Consider the following 22814-nt stretch of genomic DNA (forward strand, 5'->3'; position numbering starts at 1 on the left):
GTCTGACGGGCGATTCAGCCCATGACCTTCCGTAGCGTTTCGCGGGCGGCGGCCGGCGAGAAATGCCGGTGCACGTTCTCCAGCCCCGCATCGGAGAGGCGAATCCAAAGGTTTTCGTCGGCACGAAGGCGCTGCACTGCCTGGACCGTTTCATCCGGCGTATTGGCCAGCAGGACATCTCGACCATCCTGCAATTGCATGCCTTCGATGGCGATGTCGGTGGCGATCACGGGTAATCCGTGGCTCATCGCCATGTTGATCTTGCCCTTGACGCCAGCGCCAAAACGTAACGGAGCCAACGATGCGAGGCAACTGTCGAGCCAGGGTGAAAGATCCCGCACGCGACCGTGCAGTTCCAGGCCGGGACGTTGCAGTGCCTTACGCACGGTGTCGGGCAGGTCGCCAAGCACGTGCACGCGTACATCGGGCATGGCGGTACGCAGCATCGGCAGCAATGTGTCGGCGATCCACTGGATAGCGTCGGCATTTGGCGGATGTCCGTAGCCGCCTATGAAAACCAGATCGTTTCGCCCCGTATAGGCGCGGCCTCGGCCGTACACGTCGTGAATATTGCTAAGCAATTCCACGTGCGCTTGCGGCAAAAGCCGGTGCAGAAGTTCCTTTTCCTGAGGACTCACGACGAAACTTGTGTCGCACTGTTTGATCAGCGCCAGCTCGCTGCGCCGCGACGTTTCGGCTTGCCGTCGCAGCGAGGTATTGCGATCCAGGTCGGCGGCGCGTTGCTCGCGTACGAAATGCAGATCGACGGTGTCGAGTATCAGTTTTGCCTGTGGAGCGTAACGTCGCACCGCGTGCACGTATTGGCCGGCAACTGTATGGCGGCACAGCACCACCGCATGCAGCATCAAGCCGTTCTGGTCTAGCCATTTGGGCAAGTTGTCGATTTCAGGGCGGCAAAGTACCTGCACGCCCAACGCACCCAGTGCAGAGATGGATGCATCGTCGGCGTAACCGTCGTCGGGCGCGAAACTGAGTCGCCAGCCTTCCTGATGGAGAATGCGCAGCATTGCGAACAGGCGTAGCGATCCGGAGTCGCGTGACGGATCGGGCGTCATGGCATCGACGACGAGGATATGGCCGCGTGCATGACGTTGCCACAATTGCTGCAAGGGAGTTCCAGGTGCCGGCTGGTGCTGCAGCTGGTCGCGCCACTTCGCGACGAAGGCGGAGCGATTGATTGTCTGGTATTGCTTCATGCCGCTGTTCAGATCGGTTCCGGCGCTGATGCCTTCGCAATGAACGACCACGCTGTTGGGTTCGTAGAAGACCGATAGCCCTGCGCGGCGCACGGCGAAGGCAAGATCCGTATCTTCGTAGTAAGCGGGGGCATAACGCTGGTCGAAGCCGCCGACTTCGAAAAAGCATTCGCGACGAATCATGATCGCGGCACCCGAAAGATAGTCGGTGCGACGGCGATAGCGATAGGCCGATGCGTTGCGGGACTCGAAACGCCCCACGTTCCACGCACTGCCGTCGTTGAAAACCCATCCGCCCGCTTCCTGCAGGCGTCCGTCAGGGTAGACCAGACGACTTCCGGCGATGCCGCAGTCGGGCTCTTCCGCAAAGCAGCGCATCAGGGTGTCCAGCCACCCATCGGTGACCTGCGTGTCGTTGTTGAGAAACACCAGGTAATCGCCGCGCGCCATCTGCGCGCCGGCATTGCAGCTGCCGACGAATCCGAGGTTGCGCTCGTTGACGACGAGGCGCAGTCCGTCGATGGATGCCAACGCCGACGCCGTGGCATCCGGCGACGCATCATCCACCACGATGACCTCGGCGCTCGTGCTTCCCATGTGCAATGTGAGAGAGCGCAGGCACGTCACGGTGTACGCGAGCTTGCCATGCACGGGAATGATGATCGAGATACGCGGTAGCGCGTGCTCGCTGAAGGCGATGCCGTCGGTCTGCGCATCGAGAGGCAGCAACTGCAGCTCGCTGTCCTGCGCCGGGCGACGCCCGAACTCCTGCGCAATGCGCGTCAGCGTTCCGCGCATGCCGCGTTGGGCGATACTGCCAATGATACGGCCCCACACGTAGTACAGGCGTTTATATCGCCATTGCAGAGACGTGCTCAGAGGAGGAATCCTCATCCTGATATTGACAGTTCGATTATCCACTATCGTCCGCGATCCGACGAGCCAAGGCATTCCATCCGGTCAGGATTCAGGCGGGTCGGCAGCACACGTCGCGCAATCAGAAAAGCGGCCAGCGCAGCCTGCGCACGGGCATCACGTATTTGTGGCCGAAGTCGATCCGGTCGAACCTGGCGATGCTGCGATCGCGATGCCGGTAGTAACGCCAGCTGGCACGTTCGGGCACGGGCTTGGACGGTTGAAGAAACACATCCATCTGATAGACCGGCATGCCCCGCGGCGTCACGTGCATGACCAGGCTGCGGCGCGAGCGTTCTTTCGCGTGATGTGGCGCGCCGCCATGAAACATCGAGGGATGCCAGATGATGACGTCGCCACGACGGACGTGCACATCCTCGGCAACGAGTTTGTGCTCGTCGCTCAGGCGTTGAACTTCGGCCTGATATCGCGAAAAGGCAACATCGGAAATCGCAGGAATTTCCGTTTGATGGGGAAACAACTCGCGTGCGAGCGCTTCGACGTCGATGGCTGGCAGTCGATGACTGCCCGGCACCACGCGTAGTGGTCCGTTATCCGCGTCTACATCGTCCAGCGCGAGCCACATGCCCAGGTACTGATCGGCAGGTTTTGTGCAGAAGTAAGGCGTGTCGCGATGCAGGCCTTGTTCCGAGCCGCGTTCATAGTAAAGGGTGGTGTACAGCGACGTCGGTCGGCCGAAATAACGGTCCGCGACGGTAAGCGCGGCACGGCTTTCGACAAATGCGTCAGCCAGGCTGTCGATGGCCAGATGCGTGTTCACGACGCGATAAAGGTGGCCGAATTCGTCCGCATTCGGCGTCACGGCGGCTTGGTGCTTGCGCTTGAATGCCTCCATCGCATCGAGCGCGCGCTCACAGCACGAAGCATCCAAAGCCTTCGGTATTACTACGAAGCCGTGTTCCATCAATCGGGCATAAGCGTCGTTGGCGTTGTTTGTATCCATTCGAACACCGGTCATGACATCGGTCGCTACAGATTCTGATAATTAGGGCCCGAGCCGCCTTCCGGCGTGACCCAGTTGATGATCTGGTAGGGATCCTTGATGTCGCAGGTCTTGCAGTGAACGCAGTTGGCCGCGTTGATCTGCAGGCGCTTGCCGGCATCGTCCTGCACGATTTCGTAGACGTTCGCCGGGCAGAAGCGCGTGCACGGGTTGCCGTATTCCTGCGCGCACTTGGTCACGCAGACGGAGGTGTCTTCCACATGAAGATGGATCGGCTGATCTTCATCGTGCTCGGTGGCGGCGAAATAGACGCCGGCGAGGCGATCGCGGGGCGGGAGTTCGCGCTGCACGTAATCGCGCCTGGGTTCTTCCTGCTTGCCGAGCTTGTGCAGCGATGACCAGTCGGCCTTGTTCTTCAGCGTCCAGGGCGATGCGCCGCCCGTGATGGTTTCCCACGCGGCATTCAACATGCCCCACCACAATCCCTTCTTGAAACCGGGCTTGATGTTGCGCACTTTCTTCAGCTCGACCATCACTTCCGAGCCACGCAGCTTCGCATCGAAGCCCGAAGGGCTGAGTCCGTTGTTGGCGAGATGTTCGGCGGCCAGCATGCCGCTGCGGACAGCCTGGTGCGTACCCTTGATCTTGGGCACGTTGAGCAGGCCGGCGGTGTCGCCGATCAGCAGCGCGCCGGGCATCTCCACTTTCGGCAGCGATTGATAACCGCCGGTGACGATGGCGCGGGCACCTGCGGAAAGAATGCTGCCGCCCTCGAGCAGCGGCTTGATCATGGGGTGGTTCTTCCATTGCTGGAAGGCTTCCCAAGGCTGGTAGTTCGGATCGCTGTAGTCGAGGCCGCTGACGTAGCCGAGCGCGATGCGGTCCTTGTCCAGGTGGTAAAGAAAGCTGCCGCCGTAGGTGTGGCTGTCCGCCGGCCAGCCGAAGCTGTGCACGATCTTGCCGGGCGTCACGCGTCCGGGCGGCACCTGCCAGAGTTCCTTGATGCCGATGGAGTAGCCCTGCGGGTCGCTGTCCTGGTCCAGCTTGAAGCGCTTGATCAGCTGCTTGGTGAGGCTGCCGCGCGCACCTTCGGCCAGCACGGTGACCTTGGCTTTGATGTCGATGCCCTGCGTATAGCCGGGCTTATGCGAACCGTCCTTGGCTACGCCCATGTCGCCGATGCGCACGCCGGCAACGGAGCCGTCGTCGTTATAGATGGTGTCGGCGGCAGCGAAACCGGGGAACACGTCCACGCCCAGCGCCTCGGCCTGTGGTGCCAGCCAGGCGCACAGCGCGCCCAGCGACACGATGACATTGCCGTGATTCTTCATCCCCGGCGGCACCGGCAGCTTGCGTCCGCCGGTCTTGTTGAGCAGCCAGAACTCGTCCTCCGTGGCCGGCACGCAGATCGGCGGCGGGTTGTCGCGCCAGCCGGGGAGCAGGGTGTCCAGCGGCTGCGGTTCGATCACCGCGCCGGAAAGGATCTGGGCGCCGATGGTCGAGGCTTTTTCGATCACGCAGACGGTGACATCCGGCTTGAGCTGCTTCAGGCGAATGGCGAATGACAGCCCGGCCGGACCCGCTCCCACGACGATAACGTCGTATTCCATCGTTTCGCGTTCAGTCATGGGAGCTCCGTCGTGTGGCTGTTGGCTGCAGGGCGAAGGCCCCAAGGTGTGTTCCCGGGGTGGTCCGCCCGGTTATTCTCCGGGTTCGCCTCGTGCGCGGCAAACAGTAGGGGATGGCCGCGGGTTCGTCTGGGGATAATCGCATCGTGTTGGATCTGTGCCGGAGTGCGCGTGAACTTGCTACCGCCAATCGCTGAGTTCGATCTTCGACGCGCCACGCTGTGCCAGCTTCTGCATGGGCTGGCGGCGGGCCAGGCGAGCCCGGTGGCGCTGGCCGAGGCTTATCTGGACGCCATCGAGCGCATCAACCCGCAACTCAACGCCTATGTAAGCGTGAGCCCGTCGATGATGCGCGAACAGGCGCGCATGTCCGAGCAGCGGCGACGCGATGGTGTCATCGGGCGCCTTGATGGGGTTCCGATCGCCGTCAAAGACAATTTCGACATTGCGGGATGGCCGACGTGCGCAGGGTTGCCCGGGCCGGGTAAACCTGCCGAGCACGACTCGCACGTCGTGGGGCGACTGCGCGCATCGGGTGCCGTGCTGATCGGCAAGACCAACATGGACGAGGGCGCCCTTGGCGCGGTCACCGACAATCCGCATTTTGGGCCCACGCACAATCCGCATCGTCACGGCTACACAGCGGGTGGTTCGTCCGGTGGATCGGCGGCGGCGGTGGCCGCGGGACTGGCGGTAGCGGCCATCGGTTCGGATTCGCTCGGCTCGATCCGCATTCCGGCCAGCTATTGCGGTGTGTTCGCGCTGAAGCCTACGCAGGGTGAAATTTCCGCGAGGGGCATGGCGCCGGCCGCGCGTGCCCTGGATAGCGTCGGATTGATGGCGCGCAGCGTCGACGATCTGACCGTGCTGCTGCAGGTGCTGGCTGGCTACGACGCGGAAGATCCGCGCTCCCGTCGCCGTCGCGTTGCGTTGTCGCCACCCGATTGGGAGCCGGGCAAATTGCGTTGTGGCGTGTTGGCCGATCTGCCGGGGCTGGACGTGCAGCCCGATGTGATCGAAGTATTCGAGGCGGCGCTTGCGAAACTCGGCGGTGAACTGGGTCAACGGCGCACGGTGGACTTTGCGGATTGGCATTTCGATCGCGCCCGCCGCGCAGGGCTGCTTTTGATGGAAGCGGAAATGCTCGGTACGTTTGCGACGCAACTGGCCAATACCGAGCAGCCTGTGTCGCCGCGCTTTCGCGCCATGCTCGACTACGCCGCACGCAAGACGGCGGCCGATTACGCCGTCGCCGATCGGGTGCTGGATGCGGCCACATTGAAGATGCGCCGCCTGTTTGCGCAAATCGATGTGCTTGTCACGCCGACAACGCCTCAGGGCGCATTCCCGCTCGATGGTCCCGTGCCCGATTCGCAAGCCGACCTGACCAGCTTCGCCAACCTGGCCGGCTGCCCGGCCGTGAGCATTCCGATGGGCACACTCCCGAACGGCCTGCCGATCGGACTGCAACTGCTGGGCGCCCGCGGTTCGGATCTGCGCTTGCTGGAATTGGCGGCGGTCTGGTCCGCCACGCTGGATGCGGCGCCCGAATACCCCGTTCTGGCCTGACCGGAACCCTCTGCCGCCGGCGTGACAACGTTTTGTTACGGTCGGCCCGTTAAAGTGCGAAAAACAGCCAGGCCTCCCCATGCCAGCCGATACCCAGCAACTCACCTTTTTTCTCGAGTGGATCAAGCATCCGCTGCAGATGGCCTCGGTGTTGCCGTCCGGCCAGCCGCTGGCGCGCATGATGATTTCGGCCATGCCGGACAATGCGCGCTGCGTTATCGAGTTGGGCGGCGGCACGGGCGTGATTACCGAGGCGCTGATTCGCCACGGCGTGTCGCCCTCGCAGTTGCTGGTGCTGGAAATGAACGAGACCATGCACGCCGTCCTGCGCCGCCGTTTTCCTCAGGCGCAGGTGCTTTGTGCGGATGCGCGGCATGTCAACGAGCTGGCGCAACGCACGGGCGTACTGGCACCGGAAGGCGCCGATGCCATCCTCAGCAGTCTTGGCTTGCTGACGATGCCGCCGGACTTGCAGCACGACATCGTGGCCGCCGCGCTGGCGGTTTTGCGTCCTGGTGGTGTCTTCGTGCAATACACCTACGGCTTGCGCAGTCCGCTGGACGAAAATGTGCGGCGGCAACTTGGCTTGCGTTGTACGCGCGTAGGCATGGTATGGCGCAATCTGCCTCCTGCGCAGGTATTCGCCTATGTCCGCGAGGATGGCTGACCCAGGCGACGCGACCTGGGAGCGTTTGCCGTTGCCCGGTGCCGATGTGCGTTGCGCCTGGTCGTGGTTGCCGCGCGAAGACGCCGACGCGCTGTTCGAGAACCTGTCGCAGGAGATCCCCTGGGAGCGCCATCGATTGCGCATGTTCGGCCGCGAGCTGGATGCGCCGCGACTGAGTTGCTGGATCGGCGATCCCGATGCCGTCTATGTGTATTCGCGCACGCGGTTCGAACCCCGTCCATGGACGCCATCGCTGCATGCGCTGCGCGAGCGCGTGGAGCGATCCTGCGGTGCACGTTTCAACAGCGTGCTTGCGAATCTTTATCGCGACGGCGCCGATTCCATGGGCTGGCATAGCGACGATGAACCCGAGCTCGGCTCGCAACCGATCATCGCCTCGCTAAGCCTTGGCGCGACACGTCGTTTCCGCCTGCGCCGTCGACTGCCGCGCGGCATACGCGCGACGCCGGCCGATACGCTGGATGTGCAACTGGCTCACGGCAGTCTGCTGTGCATGTCGGGGGCGACACAGCATCTGTACCAGCACGATCTGCCCAGGAGCGCGGCGGTGACCAAGCCGCGCATCAACCTTACCTTCCGGCTCATTCATGTGCCCGCCGAGCGCCAGCCATGATGCCGTGCAGCTTGGATTGACCCCATGCGCCGGGGATAATGCGCGATCCTCACTTCATCCCCTTACCTTGGCAGGCCCAGCAATGACCGAGAAGACCGTACTAAACGCCACCCATCGCGCGCTTGGCGCACGCATGGTCGATTTCGGCGGCTGGGACATGCCGATCAGTTACGGCTCGCAGATCGAAGAACATCACGCGGTGCGACGCGATGCCGGCATGTTCGACGTCTCGCACATGACGGTGGTCGACCTGCACGGTGCGCGCACGCGCGAATTCCTGCGCCATCTGGTGGCCAACAGCGTCGACAAGCTGAAGGTGCAGGGCAAGGCACTGTACACCTGCATGTTGAACGAGCAGGGCGGCGTGATCGACGATCTGATCGTCTACTTCCTGGGCGACGAATTTTTCCGCCTGGTGGTCAATGCGGCCACGCGCGCCAAGGATCTGGCATGGATCGCGCAGCAGGCCAAGGCGTTCCATGTCGAGGTCAAGGAGCGCCCCGACTTCGCGATGATCGCGGTGCAGGGGCCGAGTGCGCGCGCCAAGGTGATCGGGCTGCTGCACGAAGTGGATCGCGCCCGCATCGAGAAGCTCGGACGCTTCGCCGCCGCCGCCGCGCAAGGTCCGCATGGCGCGCCGCTGTTCATCGCACGCACCGGTTATACCGGCGAAGACGGTTTCGAGATCATGGTGCCGGAGGAACAGGCCGTCACGTTTTGGAATGAACTCGCCGCCGCCGGCGTGGCGCCATGCGGACTGGGTGCGCGCGATACGCTGCGGCTGGAAGCGGGCATGAACCTGTACGGTCAAGACATGGATGACAGCGTCTCGCCATGGGAAGCGGGCCTGGCATGGACCATCGCGTTGGACGAAGGCCGCGACTTCATCGGTCGCAAGGCGCTCGAAGCGCAGAAAGCCGCAGGTGCGATGCGCACGATGGTGGGTCTGGTGCTGGATGAAAAGGGCGTGCTTCGCCATGGCCAGAAGGTGCTGACCGACCGGGGCGAGGGTGAGATTCTTTCCGGCAGCTTTGCGCCGACCTTGAACAAGGCGGTGGCTTTTGCGCGCATTCCATCCGGTGTGTCGGGCGATGTGCGCGTGGATATCCGCGGTCGCGAAGTGCCGGTGCGCGTGGTCAAGTTTCCCTTTGTGCGCGACGGCAAGCCCTGCGAAGGGATCTGAAACGCGGCATGTATTGACCCGCTGCGGATGCGGTTAGAATTCGTACTTCCACCCCTGATCGAAACCAACGACGACTGGACCCGACCATGAGCGAGATTCCCGGCGATCTGAAATTCCTCAAGTCCCACGAGTGGGCCCGTGTCGAAGACAACGGCCTGATCCGCGTGGGTATTTCCGACCATGCGCAAGGCCAGCTCGGCGATCTGGTCTACGTCGAACTGCCCGAAGTGGGCAGCACCGTGCAGGCTGGCAACGGCGCGGCGGTGGTCGAATCGGTCAAGGCCGCTTCCGACATCTACTCACCGGTTTCCGGCGAAATCGTCGAGGTGAACGACACCCTCAACGACAAGCCCGAGACGATCAACGAAGACGCCTATGGCGACGGCTGGATCTTCATCGTCAAGGCCAGCGATCGTGCGGAACTCGACGAATTGCTCGACGCCGACGCCTACGCGGAACTGATCGAGAACGAAGACAACTGATCGGTTGATCGGTTTTCAAGGCAACGGCCGCCTAAGCGGCCGTTGCCATTTTCGCGGTTTGTCGGTGTCGCGACAGGTGCGTGCCGGATCGTCGGTGCATCGCGAAAACGTGTCGCGATCGCTGCGCGCGACACCGCAACGACGATCGATCCGATGTATCCATCACCACGTCGTCGGAGTGCGCATCGAGGCGTTCGGGGATGTTCGGGACCGGATTCGGGACATCCCGGGCACATTTCAGTCGTCGTCCGTTCATCCTTCGGACGGGTGCCTTTCGGGGGCTTCGAAGTGGCGTTGCACATCGCGAGAAGAACGCGCGCGTGCGGATAATCGATGCGCAATGGCTTAAATAAAAAAATACGATTTTCAGCTTGTTTTTGGCTTTTTTTAAAAATGCGCGACACAAACATACTGGATGTTTAGACGGCTTCGCGATTTGATTTTTGTAGTGAAGATTGGCCTTTCGAAATGGGCGTCATTAGCAGGTCGCCGGGTCGAAGGGATTGATTTCATGGCAAAAATCAATTGACAGTTGAAATGTTCAGGAATAGCTTTCGCACCATATAACGGGGAACGGTACCAATGGCGGCATCGAAGTTCATCAAGCCTTACGTGGATCACGGTGAAAAAGCCGGCGCGGTGAGAAAGATCACTGTTTCGATTCCAATGCATGTATTGCGACTGCTTTCCGATTTGCGTACGTACCGCCAGGTCAACAATTTGAGGCACGCCACGAACAGCGATTTGCTGGTTGAGGCGTTCCTCCACGCTTTTACTGGGCAACCACTGCCAACTGATGAGGAGCTGAGACGAACTATGGCCACTGCCAAGAAAACTGCTAGGAAATCGGCTAAGAAAGCCGCCAAGAAATCCACCCGTAAAGCCGCCGCCAAGCGGCCGGTCGCCAAGAAGGCAACCGCCAAGAAGCGCACCGTTCGCAAGACTGCCAAGAAGGCAGGCGCCAAGCGCGTAGGTGCAAAGAAGGCAACCGCCAAGCGCGTTGCCAAGAAGTCTGCGAAGAAGGCAACGCGCAAGCGCACTGCCAAGAAAGCTGCTGCTGCCAAGGTGGTCAAGGCCACCAAGACCAGCAAGGCCAAGAAGTAAGCACAACAACTAGCTTCACCCTTTGGAATTGTCTCCCTGCGGTGCCCAGCGCAGGGAGGTGCTTCGAAAGCGTTTCGTCCCGGCATTTGCCGGGACGCTTCATTTGTGGCCCCCGAAAATGAGTGCATCAGGCTGGCCTTCGCCAGGGAACCGGCAAGTTGGCGAGGCACGGCAGAACGCTGGCGCGGCGTACCTGAATGCGTTCGCTGCGGTCGGCGCCACGGCGAAAGACGACTAGGAATTTTTCCCATCTCCCCCTAGCAGCTATTTTTCCGGGGCGGCGTGAAGCGCAGCGCATTTGCCGTAGCGAACTAATCGCGTTACCTTTTGCTCATCCGCGCCGCGGCGAATGTGGGAGCCGCACCTGGATAACAGGGGGGAAGCGCGGGTATCTGATGCCACGAAGTCAGTGAGAGATCATGGATACCCGAAATATGAGTCATATGCGCTCGCGTGCGCGCGGGGTCGTCAAGCCCGTCACCATCGCCGTTCTTGTCATTGTCGTAGCCCTGGCGATCGCGTCGTGGATTTTCATCATCAAGCCCCACGAGGACTTGGTGAATGCCGACATCGGCGCCCATCCGTCCACGCCGGTGGCCCAGAGCCAGCAGGCGGCGGCGCCGGTGAACGTCGAGGCCATGAGCCTTAACGATCTGCTGGACGAGGCGCGGAAGGCGATGAACCAGCAGCGCTACATCGCGCCGGCCGGCAACAACGCCTTCGAGTTCTACGTCAAGGTGCTGCAGAAACAGCCGGGCAACCAGACGGCGGCGGACGCCCTGCGCGAAACATTCCCGTTCGCGGCCAGCAACGTCGAACAGGTCATCAACCAGCGCGACTTCAATGAAGCCGAGCGTGAGATCGATCTGTTGGCGAAAGTGGATCCGACCAACTACACGCTGACCATCCTGCGGTCCAAGCTCGACGCGCAGCGCAAGACACTCGACCAGGAACAGCAGAAGCAGCTCGATGCACAGCGTCAGCAGGATCTGGCCGTGCAGCAGAAAGCCGTCGCGGACAAGGCCGTTGCTGACAAGGCTGCTGCCGACAAGGCCGCTGCCGACAAGGCGGCCGAGGATCAGGCTGCGCTGGCCGCCCAGCTGAAAGCCAAGCAGGTGGAACAGGCGAAAGCCACGGCGAGTACCCCGGCGGGCGGTAACCAGGTGGCCAGCGACAACACTTCGGCTGGCGGTGGCGAAACAAGGGATGCCATCCCGGTCAGCAGCATTCGCGTCCGCTATCCGTCCACGGCGCTTCGCAATAACCAGGAAGGCTGGGTGGACCTGCAGTACACGGTCAATGTGGACGGCAGCGTGGCCAACATCCAGGTCGTGAATGCGGAACCGCGGCACGTCTTCGATAACGCGGCCATCGATGCGATCCGGCGCGCAAAGTTCTCGCCTGCCATGCGCGACGGCGCGGCGATTGCCTCGCAACAGCAGAAGCGTATCGAGTTCAAGCTCAACAATCCGCAGTAACTCGCGGCGAAGCGATCCGTAACACGAAAGAGGCGAAGCCATGACGGCTTCGCCTCTTTTTTTGACTTCGGGGAGATGCTTGCTGTCGAAGGACTGGGTGGAGCGCCCGGCTCTAGTGATGACGGCGCTTGTGATAAGGAGCCGCGGCTGGAGGATCGCTTTCTACGCCCGCCCAATCCACATGCGGCAAACCGAACATGGTGTCGAACACCATCGGCATCAGATCCGTGCCGATCGCGCCGGGCGAGTTCCACATCGACACCATGCCGACGTGGTATTTGGGAAAGAAGGCGATCATGGTGCGATAACCTTCCACCGCGCCCGCGTGGAAGACCATCGTTTCGCCTCCATAGGTAAAGACGCGCCAGCCCAATGCGTAGCTGGCGGAACTCAGCCGGGCGCGTCGCCAGGGCGTTGCGCGCATTTCTTCCGGCGTGGGCACGCCCGGGGCATGCAGGTCATCCAGCAGCGGTTGAGGCAGCACATCCTGCCGCCCGCCCATTTGCGCGATCAGCCATAGTTCCATGTCGCGCAAACTCGCATTCACGCCGGCGGCCGGCGCCACGCGGTAATAGGCTTCGTTCGGGTCGAAGGGTATCCAGCCATGCGCGCCGTTGGGACGATGCGGGCGCGCCCAGCTCTTGCTGCTTTCCAGCGCTTCGCGGCCGTAGCTGGCGTTCGTCATGCCCAGCGGAAAGAAAAGACGCTTGTCGACCTGGTGGTAGAAGAAATCGCCGGTCTCCGCGTAGATCAGGTCGCCGATCAGGCTGAAGGCCACGTTCTGATAGCCGTAGCACTCGCCCACGTTGCAGGTGAGGCTCACTTCGTCGAGCTTGCGGACCAGTTCTTCGTACGGGACGTTGTCCTCCAGCATCTGGTCGTACGTGTTGTGCGGCAATCCCAGGCGCTGGCCCAGGATATCTTTCACGGTCACCTCGCCGGATGCTTGTGCATCCTTGAGCTGGAAGAACGGCAGTGCATCGGCCAGTTTGGTATCCCAGTTGAATCGCCCATCGTCAACCAGCAGGCCGGTGAGGGCCGTCGCGAATGCCTTCGACAACGAAGCCAGCCGAAACACGGTGTCGGGCGTCACCGGCTCCTGAGTGGATGCGTCGGCATAGCCGATCTCGCGCTCGTACGCCACTTTGTCGTTGATCACCACGGCGGTAGCCAGACCGGCCACCTCGTTGCGTTGCGCCACCACATCCAGCCAGTGTGCATACGCATCCATTGCCGCTTTGGCGCGATCCGGAGGAATGGTGGTCGTGGCGTCTAGATCCGTCGCGTCGTGCCGCGCAGGATGCGCGACCGGACCCGCTGAGCGGGCGGGAAGGGCCGCTCGCGCCGTGGATGCCGCTGCCCATGCGGCGGTGGCGCCGAGGACGGCAGCCATCAACAGGGAAAGCTTACGAAACTGCATGCTACTCCGCGTACTACGGGCGTGGGGGCACGCCTCGGGTCATGAAGCCGGGAAGGCGTCTTCCATGACGGGGATGGCCGATTTTCCTGCACTTCGGACATCGCTACAACGTCGGGCGGCGTGCACGCGCTCCGCCGTCGTGCAGGGTTCAGCCTGTTCGACAAAGACCCTTATCGTGCGCCAACGTCCTGGCGTGTGCTTCACGACGCCAACAAAAGCGCCGCCGCCCGTTCAGCGATCATGATGGTGGGGGCGTTGGTGTTGCCGCTGGGCAGCGCCGGCATGACCGAAGCATCGACCACGCGCAGGCCGGCGATACCGTGGACGCTCAGTTCGCTATCGACCACGGCATGCCCATCCCTGCCCATGCGGCATGTGCCGACAGGGTGATAAATGGTTTCGGCCTTGCGGCGGATGAAGGACTCCCATTCCGCATCGTTCTGCGGATCCGATTCCGGAAAAACCGGCTTGCCGCGATAAGCATCGAAAGCGGGCTGGGCGAGAATCTCGCGCGAGAGTTTTGCCGCCTCGATCATGCGTGCCAGATCGTGTCCTTCCGGATCGCTCAGGTAGCCGGCGCGAATCGCGACGGGTTCCGCTGGATCGGCGGAACGCAAGCGCAGATGACCTCGACTGCGCGGATGCAGGTAGCACGCATGCAAGGTGTAGCCCATGCCCGGCAAGCGGTGACGGCCGTGGTCATCGAGCAGCGCCGGCACGAAATGAAACTGGATATCGCAACGCGCATCGGTCGCCAGGCGGCTGCGCACGAAACCTCCCGATTCGGCCACGTTCGACGTGCCCGGGCCGTCGCGATGGCGCAGATAACGCCATCCTGCGGCCAGTTCGTTGAGGTGGTCGTAGGTGATGTCCTGCGTGCAGCCGATCAGCGTACAGATGTCCAAATGATCCTGCAGCCCCGCGCCCACACCAGGCAGGTCGAACAACGGGGTCACGCTTCGTTCGCGCAGATGATCGGTGGGACCGATGCCCGACAGCATCAAAATGTGCGGCGAGTTGATCGCGCCAGCGGCGATGATGACGTCTCCACCGTGCACATGTTCGCTGACGCCTCGCTGGCGCAGCTGCACGCCTACGGCGCGCCCCTGTTCGATCAGGATGCGCTCCACACGGGCGCGGGTGCGCACATGCAGATTCGGACGCGAACGCGCAGGACGCAGAAACGCGTCGGCGGACGAGCAACGCGCGCCGTTGCGTTGCGTCACCTGATAAAAGCCGAAGCCCGCTTGATCGGGTCCGTTGAAGTCGGGGTTGCGGCCCCATCCCGCGCTCGCTCCCGCTTCGATCAGCGCCGCGGAAAGCGGGTTGTGGTAACGCAGGTCCGACACGCCTAGCAGACCTCCGGTCGCATGCAGCGCATCCGCACCACGCGTGTTGTCCTCGCTATGCAGGAACCACGGCAATACTTGCGACCATGACCAGCGCGCATCGCCAGCGGCTTGCGCCCATGCGTCGTAGTCGGCCGGTACGCCGCGCACGTAACACATGGCGTTGATCGAGCTGGAGCCGCCTAGCGTTTTGCCGCGCGGCCACCACAGGCGGCGTTGTTGCAGGGCAGGTTCGGGTTCGGTGTCGTAGTTCCAGTTGAAGTGCTTGTTTTTGGCCAGGCGCGCGATGCCCGCCGGCATGTGGATGAGCGGATGCCAGTCGGAACTGCCCGCTTCGATCAACAACACCCGTTTGCCAGAATGCGCGCTCAGGCGGTTGGCGAGCACGCACCCGGCGGAGCCGGCGCCAACGATCACGTAGTCGTAGTCCACGTCGTCCCCTTGCCAGTTGCGGTCATCGCGCCATGCTAGTCTTGCGCGGCCCCACGCTGGAAGCCACCGGTGAGCTTGCCGTCCTCCGCCGTCGCACGCAAAGACGCCACCCCCATGGTGTCGGCGCTTGCCTTCTTTTTCATACTCACCGCGTACTACATCATCCGACCGGTGCGCGACCAATTGAGCGGTGCGGTGGGATCCTCGCAACTGCCTTTGTTCTATACGGGGACATTGGCGGCGATGCTGGTGTTGACGCCCATCTTCGGCGCTTTGGTGGCACGTTTCCCGCGCCGCCGCCTGCTTGGGTGGAGCTACAGCTTCTTCATGGTGTGCCTGCTGGCTTTCATGCCTGCGTTTGTTGCGCAGGACAGCATCGGTGCGCGCACGCTCGGCGTGGTGTTTTTCATCTGGGTCAGCGTGTTCAATCTCTTCGTCGTGTCGCTGTTCTGGAGCTTCATGGCGGACGTGTTCGACAGCCGGCGCGCGCGCGAAGTGTTTCCGCTGATCGCGCTGGGCGGCATGGCCGGCGCGGTTTTCGGGCCACTGGTCACCGGTGCGCTGGTTGGAATGCTCGGCGTTGCGCCACTCTTGCTGGTATCGGCTGCCATGCTTGGTGCTGCGCTGTTGTTGTTGCTCCGTATATCGGTGCAGCGTGCACAGGAAGGTGCCGCCGAGCAGCCTGTCGGCGGATCGCTGTGGGCGGGCATACGAGAATTGTGGTCGAGCCCGTTCTTGCGCTACATGGCCATCCTGATGCTGCTGGGAGACGGCATTGGCACGCTCGCTTATGCGCTGGTTGCCGACTACGCCAAGGCACACCTGGCGTCCAGCGCGGCGCGCACGGCGTTCTACGCGCATATCGATCTGGCGGTGAATACGCTGGGCGCGTGCTTGCAACTCACGCTGACGCGTTGGTTGTTGATTCGCCGCGGCGTGGTGTGGGCGGTGGTCGTGCCAACGTTGGTCAATGTGACGCTGATGCTGATTGCCGCGATCGTAGGCCACGCCGAAGTCTCGATACTGGGTTATGGCGTGCCCTTCCTGGCCATCATGATGATTGCCACGCGAGGTTTCATGTACGGCATGACCAAGCCTGCATCCGATGCGCTCTACACACGCGTGCCGCGCGAGATGCGCTACAAGGGCAAGAACTTCGTGGAAACCGCCGTGTGGCGTTTTGGGGATGTGCTTGTCACCAGCGGCGTCACTACGCTGGAAGGGCTTGGGATCGGCCTTGGACGCATTGCACTTATCGGCGCAGGCATTGCGGCGGTCGCGAGCTGGGTGGCGCGCAAGGCGGCCACCTCGCCGGATCTTGCCCCGGAAGACGCCGGCGCGTCCGTGCAGGATGCGCGCGCGGCGACGGAGTCCTGATCAGCTGGTGATATAGCGTTGCAGCTGGTCGATCTGCTCGGCTTGCGCGCTGATCACTTCCTTGACCAGGTCGCCGATCGAAATCACACCCAGCACGCGATTGCCTTGCAGTACCGGAAGGTGACGGATGCGGCTGTCGGTGCACAGGCGCATGCAGTCGAAGACATCCGTATCGGGTGTCACGGTGAGCGCAGGGCTGCTCATGATCTCGGAGACAGCGGTCTGTGCCGACGAACGTCCCTGCAGAATCACCTTGCGTGCGTAATCGCGTTCGGAAACGATGCCTACCAGCTGTTCGCCACGCATGACCAGCAGCGCGCCGACGCGTCGTTCTGCCATGTGCTTGATCGCTTCCAGCACGGGTGCTTCCGGCGCGACCGCGAAGATGTCGTGCCCTTTCGTTTCCAGCAAGTGCTTGACCTGACGCATGCCAAACCTCCTCGTCGGCCGCAGCATGGCCGCGTACCCCGCAGTTTAGCGCTGCTGCGTGGCATGGGTGTGAAGCGCGTCTGGTCCCTTGGCCGGTTGCCCGGGAAGTTGCTCTTCTTCGATGAAATACAGCGGACGCTGCTTGGTCTCGGCATAGTTCCGGCCGAGGTATTCCCCGATGACGCCCAGCGCGAGCAACTGGATGCCGCCGAGAAACAGTACCGCCACCATCAGGCTCGGATAGCCCGGCACGGGGTCGCCATGCAGCAAGGCCTTGATCAGCACCTTCAGGCCCAGCAGGAAGGCCACCACCGACGTCACCATGCCCGTCCATGTCGCCAGCCGCAGCGGCGCGCTGGAGAACGAGGTAATGCCCTCGATGGCGAATTGGGCAAGGCGCCAATAATTCCACTTCGTTTGGCCGGCCTTGCGCGGATCGCGCATGTAATGAACCGATGTCTGCCGGTAGCCGATCCACGCGAACAGGCCTTTCATGAAGCGCTGCCGCTCGCGCAACTGAGCCAGCGCCTTGAGCGCGCGGCGCGAAAGGAGGCGGAAGTCGCCGGTATCGCGCGGCACGGGGACGTCCGACATCAGCTCCATGGTGCGGTAGAACGCGGCCGCGGTGAACCGCTTGAAACCGGTCTCGCCGGCCCGGGCGGAACGGGTGGCGTAGACCACGTCATAACCTGCCTGCCATTGTGCGACGAGCTCGGGTATCAATTCCGGCGGGTCCTGCAGGTCCGCGTCGATGACGACGGCGGCGTCCGCGTCGACGTGATCGAGTCCGGCGGTGAGCGCGACCTCCTTGCCGAAATTGCGTGACAGCTTCAATGCGCCGACGCGCGCGTCGGCGGCAGCGAGCGACTGGATGACGGACCACGTGTCGTCGCGGCTGCCGTCGTCGACATACAGCACGTTGCACTGCAGCGAAAGTTTGTCGAGCACGCCGAACAGGCGCTCGTGGAAGATCGCCAGTACGTCCGATTCATTGTAGGCGGGAACGACGACGGTGAGTTTCGGCATGCATGAGATCCCTGGCAGACGATGGCGATGCTAACGCGGGAAGCGCGCGGAATGCTTGCCGCTCAGCGTCGCCGCCCGATGTGTGCATCGCGCGGTGGCTGGCGGCTTTCCAGGTAACCCGGGCCACCAAGTTGATCCATCTGCTCTTCGATCCAGCGACTGCGCTCCATCACGTAGCCGCTGGGGCGATCGACATGGAAGCGATCGGGATTGGGCAGCACCGCCGCCAGTCGCGCCGCCTGCGCCGGACCAAGCCGGTCAGGCGAGGCGTGGAAGAAGTTTTCGCTGGCCGCGCCCACGCCGTAGATGCCATCGCCGAGCTGGGCGATGTTCATATACACCTCCAGGATGCGGCGTTTCGGCCACGTCAGCTCGATCAGCACGGTGAAATACGCTTCCAGTCCCTTGCGCACGAAGCTGCGCCCATTCCAGAGGAACAGATTCTTCGCCGTTTGCTGGCTGATAGTGCTGGCGCCACGCAAGCGCCTGCCGTCATCGGCCGCGTCTATCGCATTCTGGATGGAGTCGAAATCGAAACCGTGGTGAAACGGGAATTTCTGGTCCTCACCGGCCACCATTGCGATAGGCACCCACGGAGAAACGCGCGACCACGGCACCCAGTGATGTTGCAGATGAAAACCTTTCTCACCGTGGATCAGGGCATCGACTTGCCGTTCCATCATGACAGCCGAGGTCCACGGCGGAACAAAGCGCAGTACCAGGACCACCAGCCACGTCAGCGCCACCCATGACAAAGCCACGATACCGGCATAACGCAGCCAACGATGAAATGGGAGAAGATGAGCCATGGCCACCCAGTCTGAAAAGCCCGGCGCAGTATAAGCGGCGACAGCATTGGGCTATTGTGCGCCCCATGGCGAGTCCCCATCTCTCGCCATCTGGTTTTGATGAGGTAGTCGAAGTGGAAACCGTGCTAGTCGAAGATGTCCTGCATCGCTTTCTGCTCGAGCGCGCCGGCGTTCGAGGTGTCATCGTTCGCCTGGGGGCAGCGTGGCGGGAGGTGGCAGGTCGTGCCGATTATCCCGCGCCGTTGCGCGAACTGCTGGGGCAGTCGCTGGCCGCCAGTGCGTTGCTGACCGGCAACATCAAGCTCGATGGCGCACTGTCGATCGAATTGAAAAGCACGGGCGCGCTGCGGCTGTTGTTCGCCGAATGCAGCGACACGGGCCGCTTGCGTGGATTGGCGCGCTGGCAGGAGTCGATTCCCGAAAGTCTGGTGCTGAGTGATCTGCCTGAAGCCATCATGGCGATTACCATCGGTCACGCTGAGCGCGGGCAGCGTTATCAAGGTTTGGTCGATTTGCATCATGCGGAATTGGCGAATGCGCTGGAGAACTATTTCCAGCAGTCCGAACAGTTGCCGGCGCGTATCGTGCTGGCGGCGGACGGCGAGAGTGCCGTTGGACTGATGTTGCAGAAACTGCCCGGCGAAGGCGGTCGCGACGCCGTGCACGACGACGACGCCTGGCCGCGCATCGAGCACCTGACCGCCACGCTCGGCCGCGAAGAGTTGCTCTCCACGCCGCCGGAGCAACTGCTTTATCGTCTCTATCACGAGGAAACGGTGCGGCTGTTCAAACCGCGTCCGCTGGCGTTCGGCTGCAGCTGCTCGCGCGAGCGCGTGGTGACGATGCTGCGCTCGCTGGGCCGCGATGAAATCGAGGCCACGCTGGAGGCCCATCACGGCACGATCGAGGTGATCTGCGAATTCTGCGCGCGCGCCTATCACTTCGATCGGGTGGATGCGGAGCATTTTCTCAGCGGCAACACCGCGAGCTCGTCGACGGTGCAGTGAGCGGAACGATCAGCCCACGGCTTTGCTGATCGTTCCCAGCCATGCTTCCGCAGGCTGCGGTCTGGCGAACAGAAAACCCTGACCGTAACGGCAGCCGATGTGCCTCAATGCTTGTCGCTGCGCTTCGTCTTCGATGCCTTCGGCGATCACCTGCATTTGCAGCGAATCGGCGAGCACCTGGATGGCGCGCACCACGGGCACGCTATGGCTGTTGACGTTGGCGAGTTCGGTGATGAACGAGCGATCGATCTTGAGCGTTTCGATCGGATATTGGTGCAGATAGCTCAACGACGAGTAACCGGTGCCGAAGTCGTCGAGCGCAATGCCGACGCCATGTTGCCGCAGGTTGTCCAGCATGCGTTTCACGTGCGCGGGATTTTCCAGCAGCGTGCGCTCGGTCACTTCGATACGCAGCGAACGCGGATTGACGCGATGCGCGCGCAACAGATTCAGCAGGCGATCGTCGAGATCGGGCATGCGGAAATGGCGGCCCGAAACATTCAGGCTCACAAAGCCATCGTTCCCGGCCAGCATGCTCGCCTGGGATGCGACCTGTTCGAAAATCTGCCAGTCGATGCTTTCCGCGCTGCCGTTTTCTTCGGCCACGGCGAGGAAATCGCCCGGGCATAGCAGGCCGCGATCCGGATGGCGCCAGCGCAGCAGCGCTTCGTAACCCACGGTGCGTCCATCTTCCAGCGCGACAATCGGCTGATAGAACGGCACGAACTCGTTGCGGCTCAGCGCGCGGCGCAGGTCGCCTTCCATTTCCAGCAGCGAAAGCACTTCGCGGCGCAGGCGGTCGTCGAACATCGCGGCGCGATGGCGGCCTTCGTCTTTGGCGCGATACATCGCGGCATCCGCATCGCGCAGGAGTTCTTCCGGTTGCTGGTAGTGCGGGCCGGGAAGCGCGATGCCGATCGATGCGGAGGTGAAGATTTCCTTGACGCCGAGGCGGAACGGCACGTGCAGTTCCGCGATGATGCGTTCGGCGACCACAAGAGCTTTGCCGGCATCGCTGATGCCTTCCAGCAGCACCGCGAATTCGTCGCCGCCGAGGCGTGCCACCAGGTCGCGCGTCTTAAGGCACGCGCGGATGCGGCTGCCGGCCTGGAACAGCAGGTCGTCGCCGATCAGATGACCCACCGAGTCGTTGATGACCTTGAAACGGTCCAGGTCGATGAACAGTACCGCGAAAAGTTTGTTCGGATCGGCATGGTAACCGTGCAGCGCCTGACCGAGCCGCTGCAGCAACAGCGTGCGATTGGGCAGGCCCGTGAGCGAATCGTGCAGGGTTTCGTACATCAGCCTGCGCTCGACGCGTTCGCGTTCGGCAATCTGCTCGCGCAGATCGCGATTGGCCAGCGCCAGCGCGCGCGTGCGTTCGGTGACGCGGCGCTCCAGATTCACGTAGGCCTGCTTCAGCGACTCGCTGGTCTGCTTGCGTTGCAGTGCGTTGGCGATGTGGTAGCTCACGAACGTAAGCAACTCTTGATCGCGCGCGTCGTACATGTGCTTGGGCGAATAGCTCTGCACCGCCAGAACACCCATCACGCGGTCGTCCCACACCAGCGGCACGCCGAGCCAGCAGATGGAGGGTGCGCCGGCCTCCACGCAATCGCCTTCGGCGGCAAGCCGCTCGAACGCGTGGCGGTCGGCCAGCAGCGGCTTGCCGTGCTGGAGCACATATTCGGTGGCGCCGTTACCGATCGGGCGCGGTTTGCGCACTGTTTCGATTTCGTCCACGGAATAGGGGAAGGTGATGTTCTGGCCGCTTTCGTCGAGCAGGGCGATGTAGAAGTTGCGCGCGTAGATCAGGCCACCCACCACGCGGTGCACTGCCGCGTAGAAGTTTTGCTGGCTCTCCGGCGCGCTCGCGAGTTCTGCGATACGGAACAGCGCCGATTGCAAGCGTTCGCCGCGTTGGCGCTGCAGCACCTGCTGGCGCAGTACGCGATTGGTCGCGCGCAGGGCCGCCGTGCGGTCGGCGACGCGCCGCTCCAATTCGGCATGCGCTTCGCGGCGCTCCAGCGCGGTCTGCATATGTTGGGCGACGTAGTTGAGCAGGTCGCGGTCGTGCCGGGTGTAATGCGTGTCGGTGCGATAACTCTGCACGGCGATGCCGCCGACCACCTGGCTTCCACGCAACAGCGGTACACCGAGCCAGTGTTCGCAGGCGGGGCCTACCAGGGCGAAGCGGCCTTCGAGTTGTCGCGCCAGTTCTTCCACCGAGCCCATGAGCGGCTGGCTGCTCTGTAGCAGGTTCCAGGTCAGGCTGTGGCGCATGTCCTGAAGCGGGTAGCTTTCGTCCGGCAGGGGCGGTTTTTGATCCATCGTGTCTACGTAGTACGGAAAGCGCACGCTGTCCGTCGCCGAGTCGTAGAGGAAGATGTAGAAGTTTTCCGCGTACATCAGCATGCCGACGATCGAGTGCAGCGACTGCATCATCTCGGCCATGTTGTGGGAGGTGCCTGCCAATTCGGCGATGGCGTATAGGGCGCGCTGCAGGCGTTCGGCCATGGCGAGGCGGGAAATGGCCTCGTAAAGGCGACCTGTCTCGCTCAATTGGCGCAGGCGGGTGCCGGCGAGGCGCCCCAGCCAGGTCAGCTCGGCATTGATCGTTTCGTTGAGTTCGGAGGGGTCGGTGACAAGCGCCAGGGCCTGCAGGCTTTGAGGATCTTTCGCCAGGCTCAGCCTGCCGGGAACCGGCAGCTGGTCGTCGATCTCGGGTGGCAGCCAGTGCAGTTCGCCTCGAACGCCAAGGTGGACCAGGGCTGCTTCGCAGGTTTCGAGCACGCTGCCGGCATCCACGGCCCGGAATAACCGTTCCATGGTCTCGCGCAGGGCCGCCGGGATGGACCCGGTAGGCTCCGACATGAACTTGCGGCCGTCAGGCGCTGAACTCATCGTAATTCGGCGGGTCAGTTCGCGGTGCGTTAAGTGACTATATCTCGTGACGATCCCGTCATGTCGCCCTTACAAACTATTAGCAAAGGGCCGGCAGGACGAGTTCCCGCCGCATGCATCCACCATGCCAGCAAGTCCTTGTTCGATGGCCTATTTTGGCGGATTACGCCACAGAAAAGGTGACGTAAGCGGGGTGTTAGTAAAAAGTAAAATGAGGTAT

Annotated in this window: 17 protein-coding genes and 2 pseudogenes; 10 read left to right on the forward strand and 9 right to left on the reverse strand. The window is 62.5% G+C overall.

What is annotated here, in order from left to right; all coding sequences use genetic code 11:
* Positions 1–14 precede the first annotated feature (14 nt).
* From DWU99_RS12945 to DWU99_RS12955, 3 genes are all read right to left on the reverse strand, one after another.
* Positions 15–2015, reverse strand: a complete 2001-nt coding sequence (locus DWU99_RS12945; RefSeq protein WP_115478527.1) for a glycosyltransferase — start codon at positions 2013–2015, stop codon at positions 15–17.
* A gap of 199 nt (positions 2016–2214) precedes the next feature.
* Complete coding sequence (locus DWU99_RS12950) at positions 2215–3096, reverse strand: phytanoyl-CoA dioxygenase family protein (protein ID WP_233511112.1); 882 nt, start codon at positions 3094–3096, stop codon at positions 2215–2217.
* Between the two features lie 26 nt (positions 3097–3122).
* Complete coding sequence (locus DWU99_RS12955) at positions 3123–4724, reverse strand: electron transfer flavoprotein-ubiquinone oxidoreductase (RefSeq protein ID WP_115478468.1); 1602 nt, start codon at positions 4722–4724, stop codon at positions 3123–3125.
* A gap of 171 nt (positions 4725–4895) precedes the next feature.
* On the opposite strand from DWU99_RS12955, the gene DWU99_RS12960 reads away from it, so the two are divergent.
* From DWU99_RS12960 to DWU99_RS12990, 8 genes and pseudogenes are all read left to right on the forward strand, one after another.
* A complete protein-coding gene (locus tag DWU99_RS12960) occupies positions 4896–6293 on the forward strand; it encodes an amidase (RefSeq protein WP_115478529.1) in 1398 nt (465 codons plus the stop codon).
* A 79-nt stretch (positions 6294–6372) separates the two neighbouring features.
* Positions 6373–6960 carry a class I SAM-dependent methyltransferase gene (locus DWU99_RS12965; protein ID WP_115478469.1) on the forward strand — a complete coding sequence of 196 codons (588 nt, stop codon included), beginning with the start codon at positions 6373–6375 and terminating at the stop codon, positions 6958–6960.
* A complete protein-coding gene (locus DWU99_RS12970; RefSeq protein WP_233511114.1) occupies positions 6941–7594 on the forward strand; it encodes an alpha-ketoglutarate-dependent dioxygenase AlkB family protein in 654 nt (217 codons plus the stop codon). Before DWU99_RS12965 ends, DWU99_RS12970 begins: the two co-directional genes overlap by 20 nt.
* 82 nt (positions 7595–7676) lie before the next feature.
* The gene (gene gcvT / locus DWU99_RS12975) at positions 7677–8777 is read left to right on the forward strand and encodes a glycine cleavage system aminomethyltransferase GcvT (RefSeq protein ID WP_115478471.1); all 1101 of its coding nucleotides are present in this window, start codon (positions 7677–7679) and stop codon (positions 8775–8777) included.
* Between the two features lie 86 nt (positions 8778–8863).
* Positions 8864–9259 (forward strand): glycine cleavage system protein GcvH, encoded by a 396-nt coding sequence (gcvH, locus tag DWU99_RS12980; protein ID WP_115478472.1) that lies wholly within the window; start codon positions 8864–8866, stop codon positions 9257–9259.
* A 582-nt stretch (positions 9260–9841) separates the two neighbouring features.
* Positions 9842–10036, forward strand: a pseudogene (locus tag DWU99_RS21450) (met regulon transcriptional regulator MetJ); the annotation flags it as partial.
* Between the two features lie 39 nt (positions 10037–10075).
* Positions 10076–10360, forward strand: a pseudogene (locus DWU99_RS21455) (histone-like protein 2); the annotation flags it as partial.
* A 437-nt stretch (positions 10361–10797) separates the two neighbouring features.
* Positions 10798–11841 (forward strand): energy transducer TonB, encoded by a 1044-nt coding sequence (locus DWU99_RS12990; protein WP_233511116.1) that lies wholly within the window; start codon positions 10798–10800, stop codon positions 11839–11841.
* A gap of 112 nt (positions 11842–11953) precedes the next feature.
* Here the strand turns inward: DWU99_RS12990 and DWU99_RS12995 are convergent, their stop codons facing one another.
* Both DWU99_RS12995 and DWU99_RS13000 read right to left on the reverse strand, forming a co-directional pair.
* Positions 11954–13261, reverse strand: coding sequence for a serine hydrolase domain-containing protein (locus DWU99_RS12995; protein WP_115478475.1), 1308 nt, complete (start codon positions 13259–13261; stop codon positions 11954–11956).
* Between the two features lie 200 nt (positions 13262–13461).
* Positions 13462–15042, reverse strand: a complete 1581-nt coding sequence (locus tag DWU99_RS13000) for a GMC family oxidoreductase (RefSeq protein ID WP_115478476.1) — start codon at positions 15040–15042, stop codon at positions 13462–13464.
* Between the two features lie 114 nt (positions 15043–15156).
* Here DWU99_RS13000 and DWU99_RS13005 point away from each other — a divergent pair, with 114 nt between their 5' ends.
* Complete coding sequence (locus DWU99_RS13005; RefSeq protein ID WP_115478530.1) at positions 15157–16419, forward strand: NTP/NDP exchange transporter; 1263 nt, start codon at positions 15157–15159, stop codon at positions 16417–16419.
* Here the strand turns inward: DWU99_RS13005 and DWU99_RS13010 are convergent, their stop codons facing one another.
* The 3 genes from DWU99_RS13010 to mtgA form a co-directional block, all read right to left on the reverse strand.
* Positions 16420–16848, reverse strand: coding sequence for a CBS domain-containing protein (locus tag DWU99_RS13010; RefSeq protein ID WP_115478477.1), 429 nt, complete (start codon positions 16846–16848; stop codon positions 16420–16422).
* A 45-nt stretch (positions 16849–16893) separates the two neighbouring features.
* On the reverse strand, positions 16894–17874 hold the full coding sequence (locus tag DWU99_RS13015; protein WP_115478478.1) for a glycosyltransferase family 2 protein: 981 nt from the start codon (positions 17872–17874) through the stop codon (positions 16894–16896).
* Positions 17875–17936: 62 nt separating this feature from the next.
* Entirely contained in the window at positions 17937–18683 is a 747-nt protein-coding gene (gene mtgA, locus DWU99_RS13020) for a monofunctional biosynthetic peptidoglycan transglycosylase (RefSeq protein WP_115478479.1), read from the reverse strand.
* A 113-nt stretch (positions 18684–18796) separates the two neighbouring features.
* Between mtgA and hslO the strand changes: the two genes are divergently transcribed.
* Positions 18797–19690, forward strand: coding sequence for an Hsp33 family molecular chaperone HslO (gene hslO / locus DWU99_RS13025; RefSeq protein WP_115478480.1), 894 nt, complete (start codon positions 18797–18799; stop codon positions 19688–19690).
* Positions 19691–19699: 9 nt separating this feature from the next.
* Here hslO and DWU99_RS13030 read toward each other — a convergent pair whose 3' ends face one another.
* On the reverse strand, positions 19700–22594 hold the full coding sequence (locus tag DWU99_RS13030) for a bifunctional diguanylate cyclase/phosphodiesterase (protein ID WP_115478481.1): 2895 nt from the start codon (positions 22592–22594) through the stop codon (positions 19700–19702).
* Between the last annotated feature and the right edge of the window lie 220 nt (positions 22595–22814).

Source organism: Dyella psychrodurans (genome assembly GCF_003363265.1).
Taxonomy (GTDB): domain Bacteria; phylum Pseudomonadota; class Gammaproteobacteria; order Xanthomonadales; family Rhodanobacteraceae; genus Dyella_B; species Dyella_B psychrodurans.

Excerpts from the sequence above, each read along its gene's own strand:
- DWU99_RS12945 (WP_115478527.1), bottom strand. The coding sequence starts at position 2,015 with ATGCGCGGAACGCTGACGCGCATTGCGCAGGAGTTCGGGCGTCGCCCG.
- DWU99_RS12950 (WP_233511112.1), bottom strand. The coding sequence starts at position 3,096 with ATGGATACAAACAACGCCAACGACGCTTATGCCCGATTGATGGAACAC.
- DWU99_RS12955 (WP_115478468.1), bottom strand. The coding sequence starts at position 4,724 with ATGACTGAACGCGAAACGATGGAATACGACGTTATCGTCGTGGGAGCG.
- DWU99_RS12965 (WP_115478469.1), top strand. The coding sequence starts at position 6,373 with ATGCCAGCCGATACCCAGCAACTCACCTTTTTTCTCGAGTGGATCAAG.
- DWU99_RS12970 (WP_233511114.1), top strand. The coding sequence starts at position 6,941 with ATGTCCGCGAGGATGGCTGACCCAGGCGACGCGACCTGGGAGCGTTTG.
- gcvT (WP_115478471.1), top strand. The coding sequence starts at position 7,677 with ATGACCGAGAAGACCGTACTAAACGCCACCCATCGCGCGCTTGGCGCA.
- gcvH (WP_115478472.1), top strand. The coding sequence starts at position 8,864 with ATGAGCGAGATTCCCGGCGATCTGAAATTCCTCAAGTCCCACGAGTGG.
- DWU99_RS12990 (WP_233511116.1), top strand. The coding sequence starts at position 10,798 with ATGAGTCATATGCGCTCGCGTGCGCGCGGGGTCGTCAAGCCCGTCACC.
- DWU99_RS12995 (WP_115478475.1), bottom strand. The coding sequence starts at position 13,261 with ATGCAGTTTCGTAAGCTTTCCCTGTTGATGGCTGCCGTCCTCGGCGCC.
- DWU99_RS13005 (WP_115478530.1), top strand. The coding sequence starts at position 15,157 with ATGGTGTCGGCGCTTGCCTTCTTTTTCATACTCACCGCGTACTACATC.
- DWU99_RS13010 (WP_115478477.1), bottom strand. The coding sequence starts at position 16,848 with ATGCGTCAGGTCAAGCACTTGCTGGAAACGAAAGGGCACGACATCTTC.
- DWU99_RS13015 (WP_115478478.1), bottom strand. The coding sequence starts at position 17,874 with ATGCCGAAACTCACCGTCGTCGTTCCCGCCTACAATGAATCGGACGTA.
- mtgA (WP_115478479.1), bottom strand. The coding sequence starts at position 18,683 with ATGGCTCATCTTCTCCCATTTCATCGTTGGCTGCGTTATGCCGGTATC.
- DWU99_RS13030 (WP_115478481.1), bottom strand. The coding sequence starts at position 22,594 with ATGAGTTCAGCGCCTGACGGCCGCAAGTTCATGTCGGAGCCTACCGGG.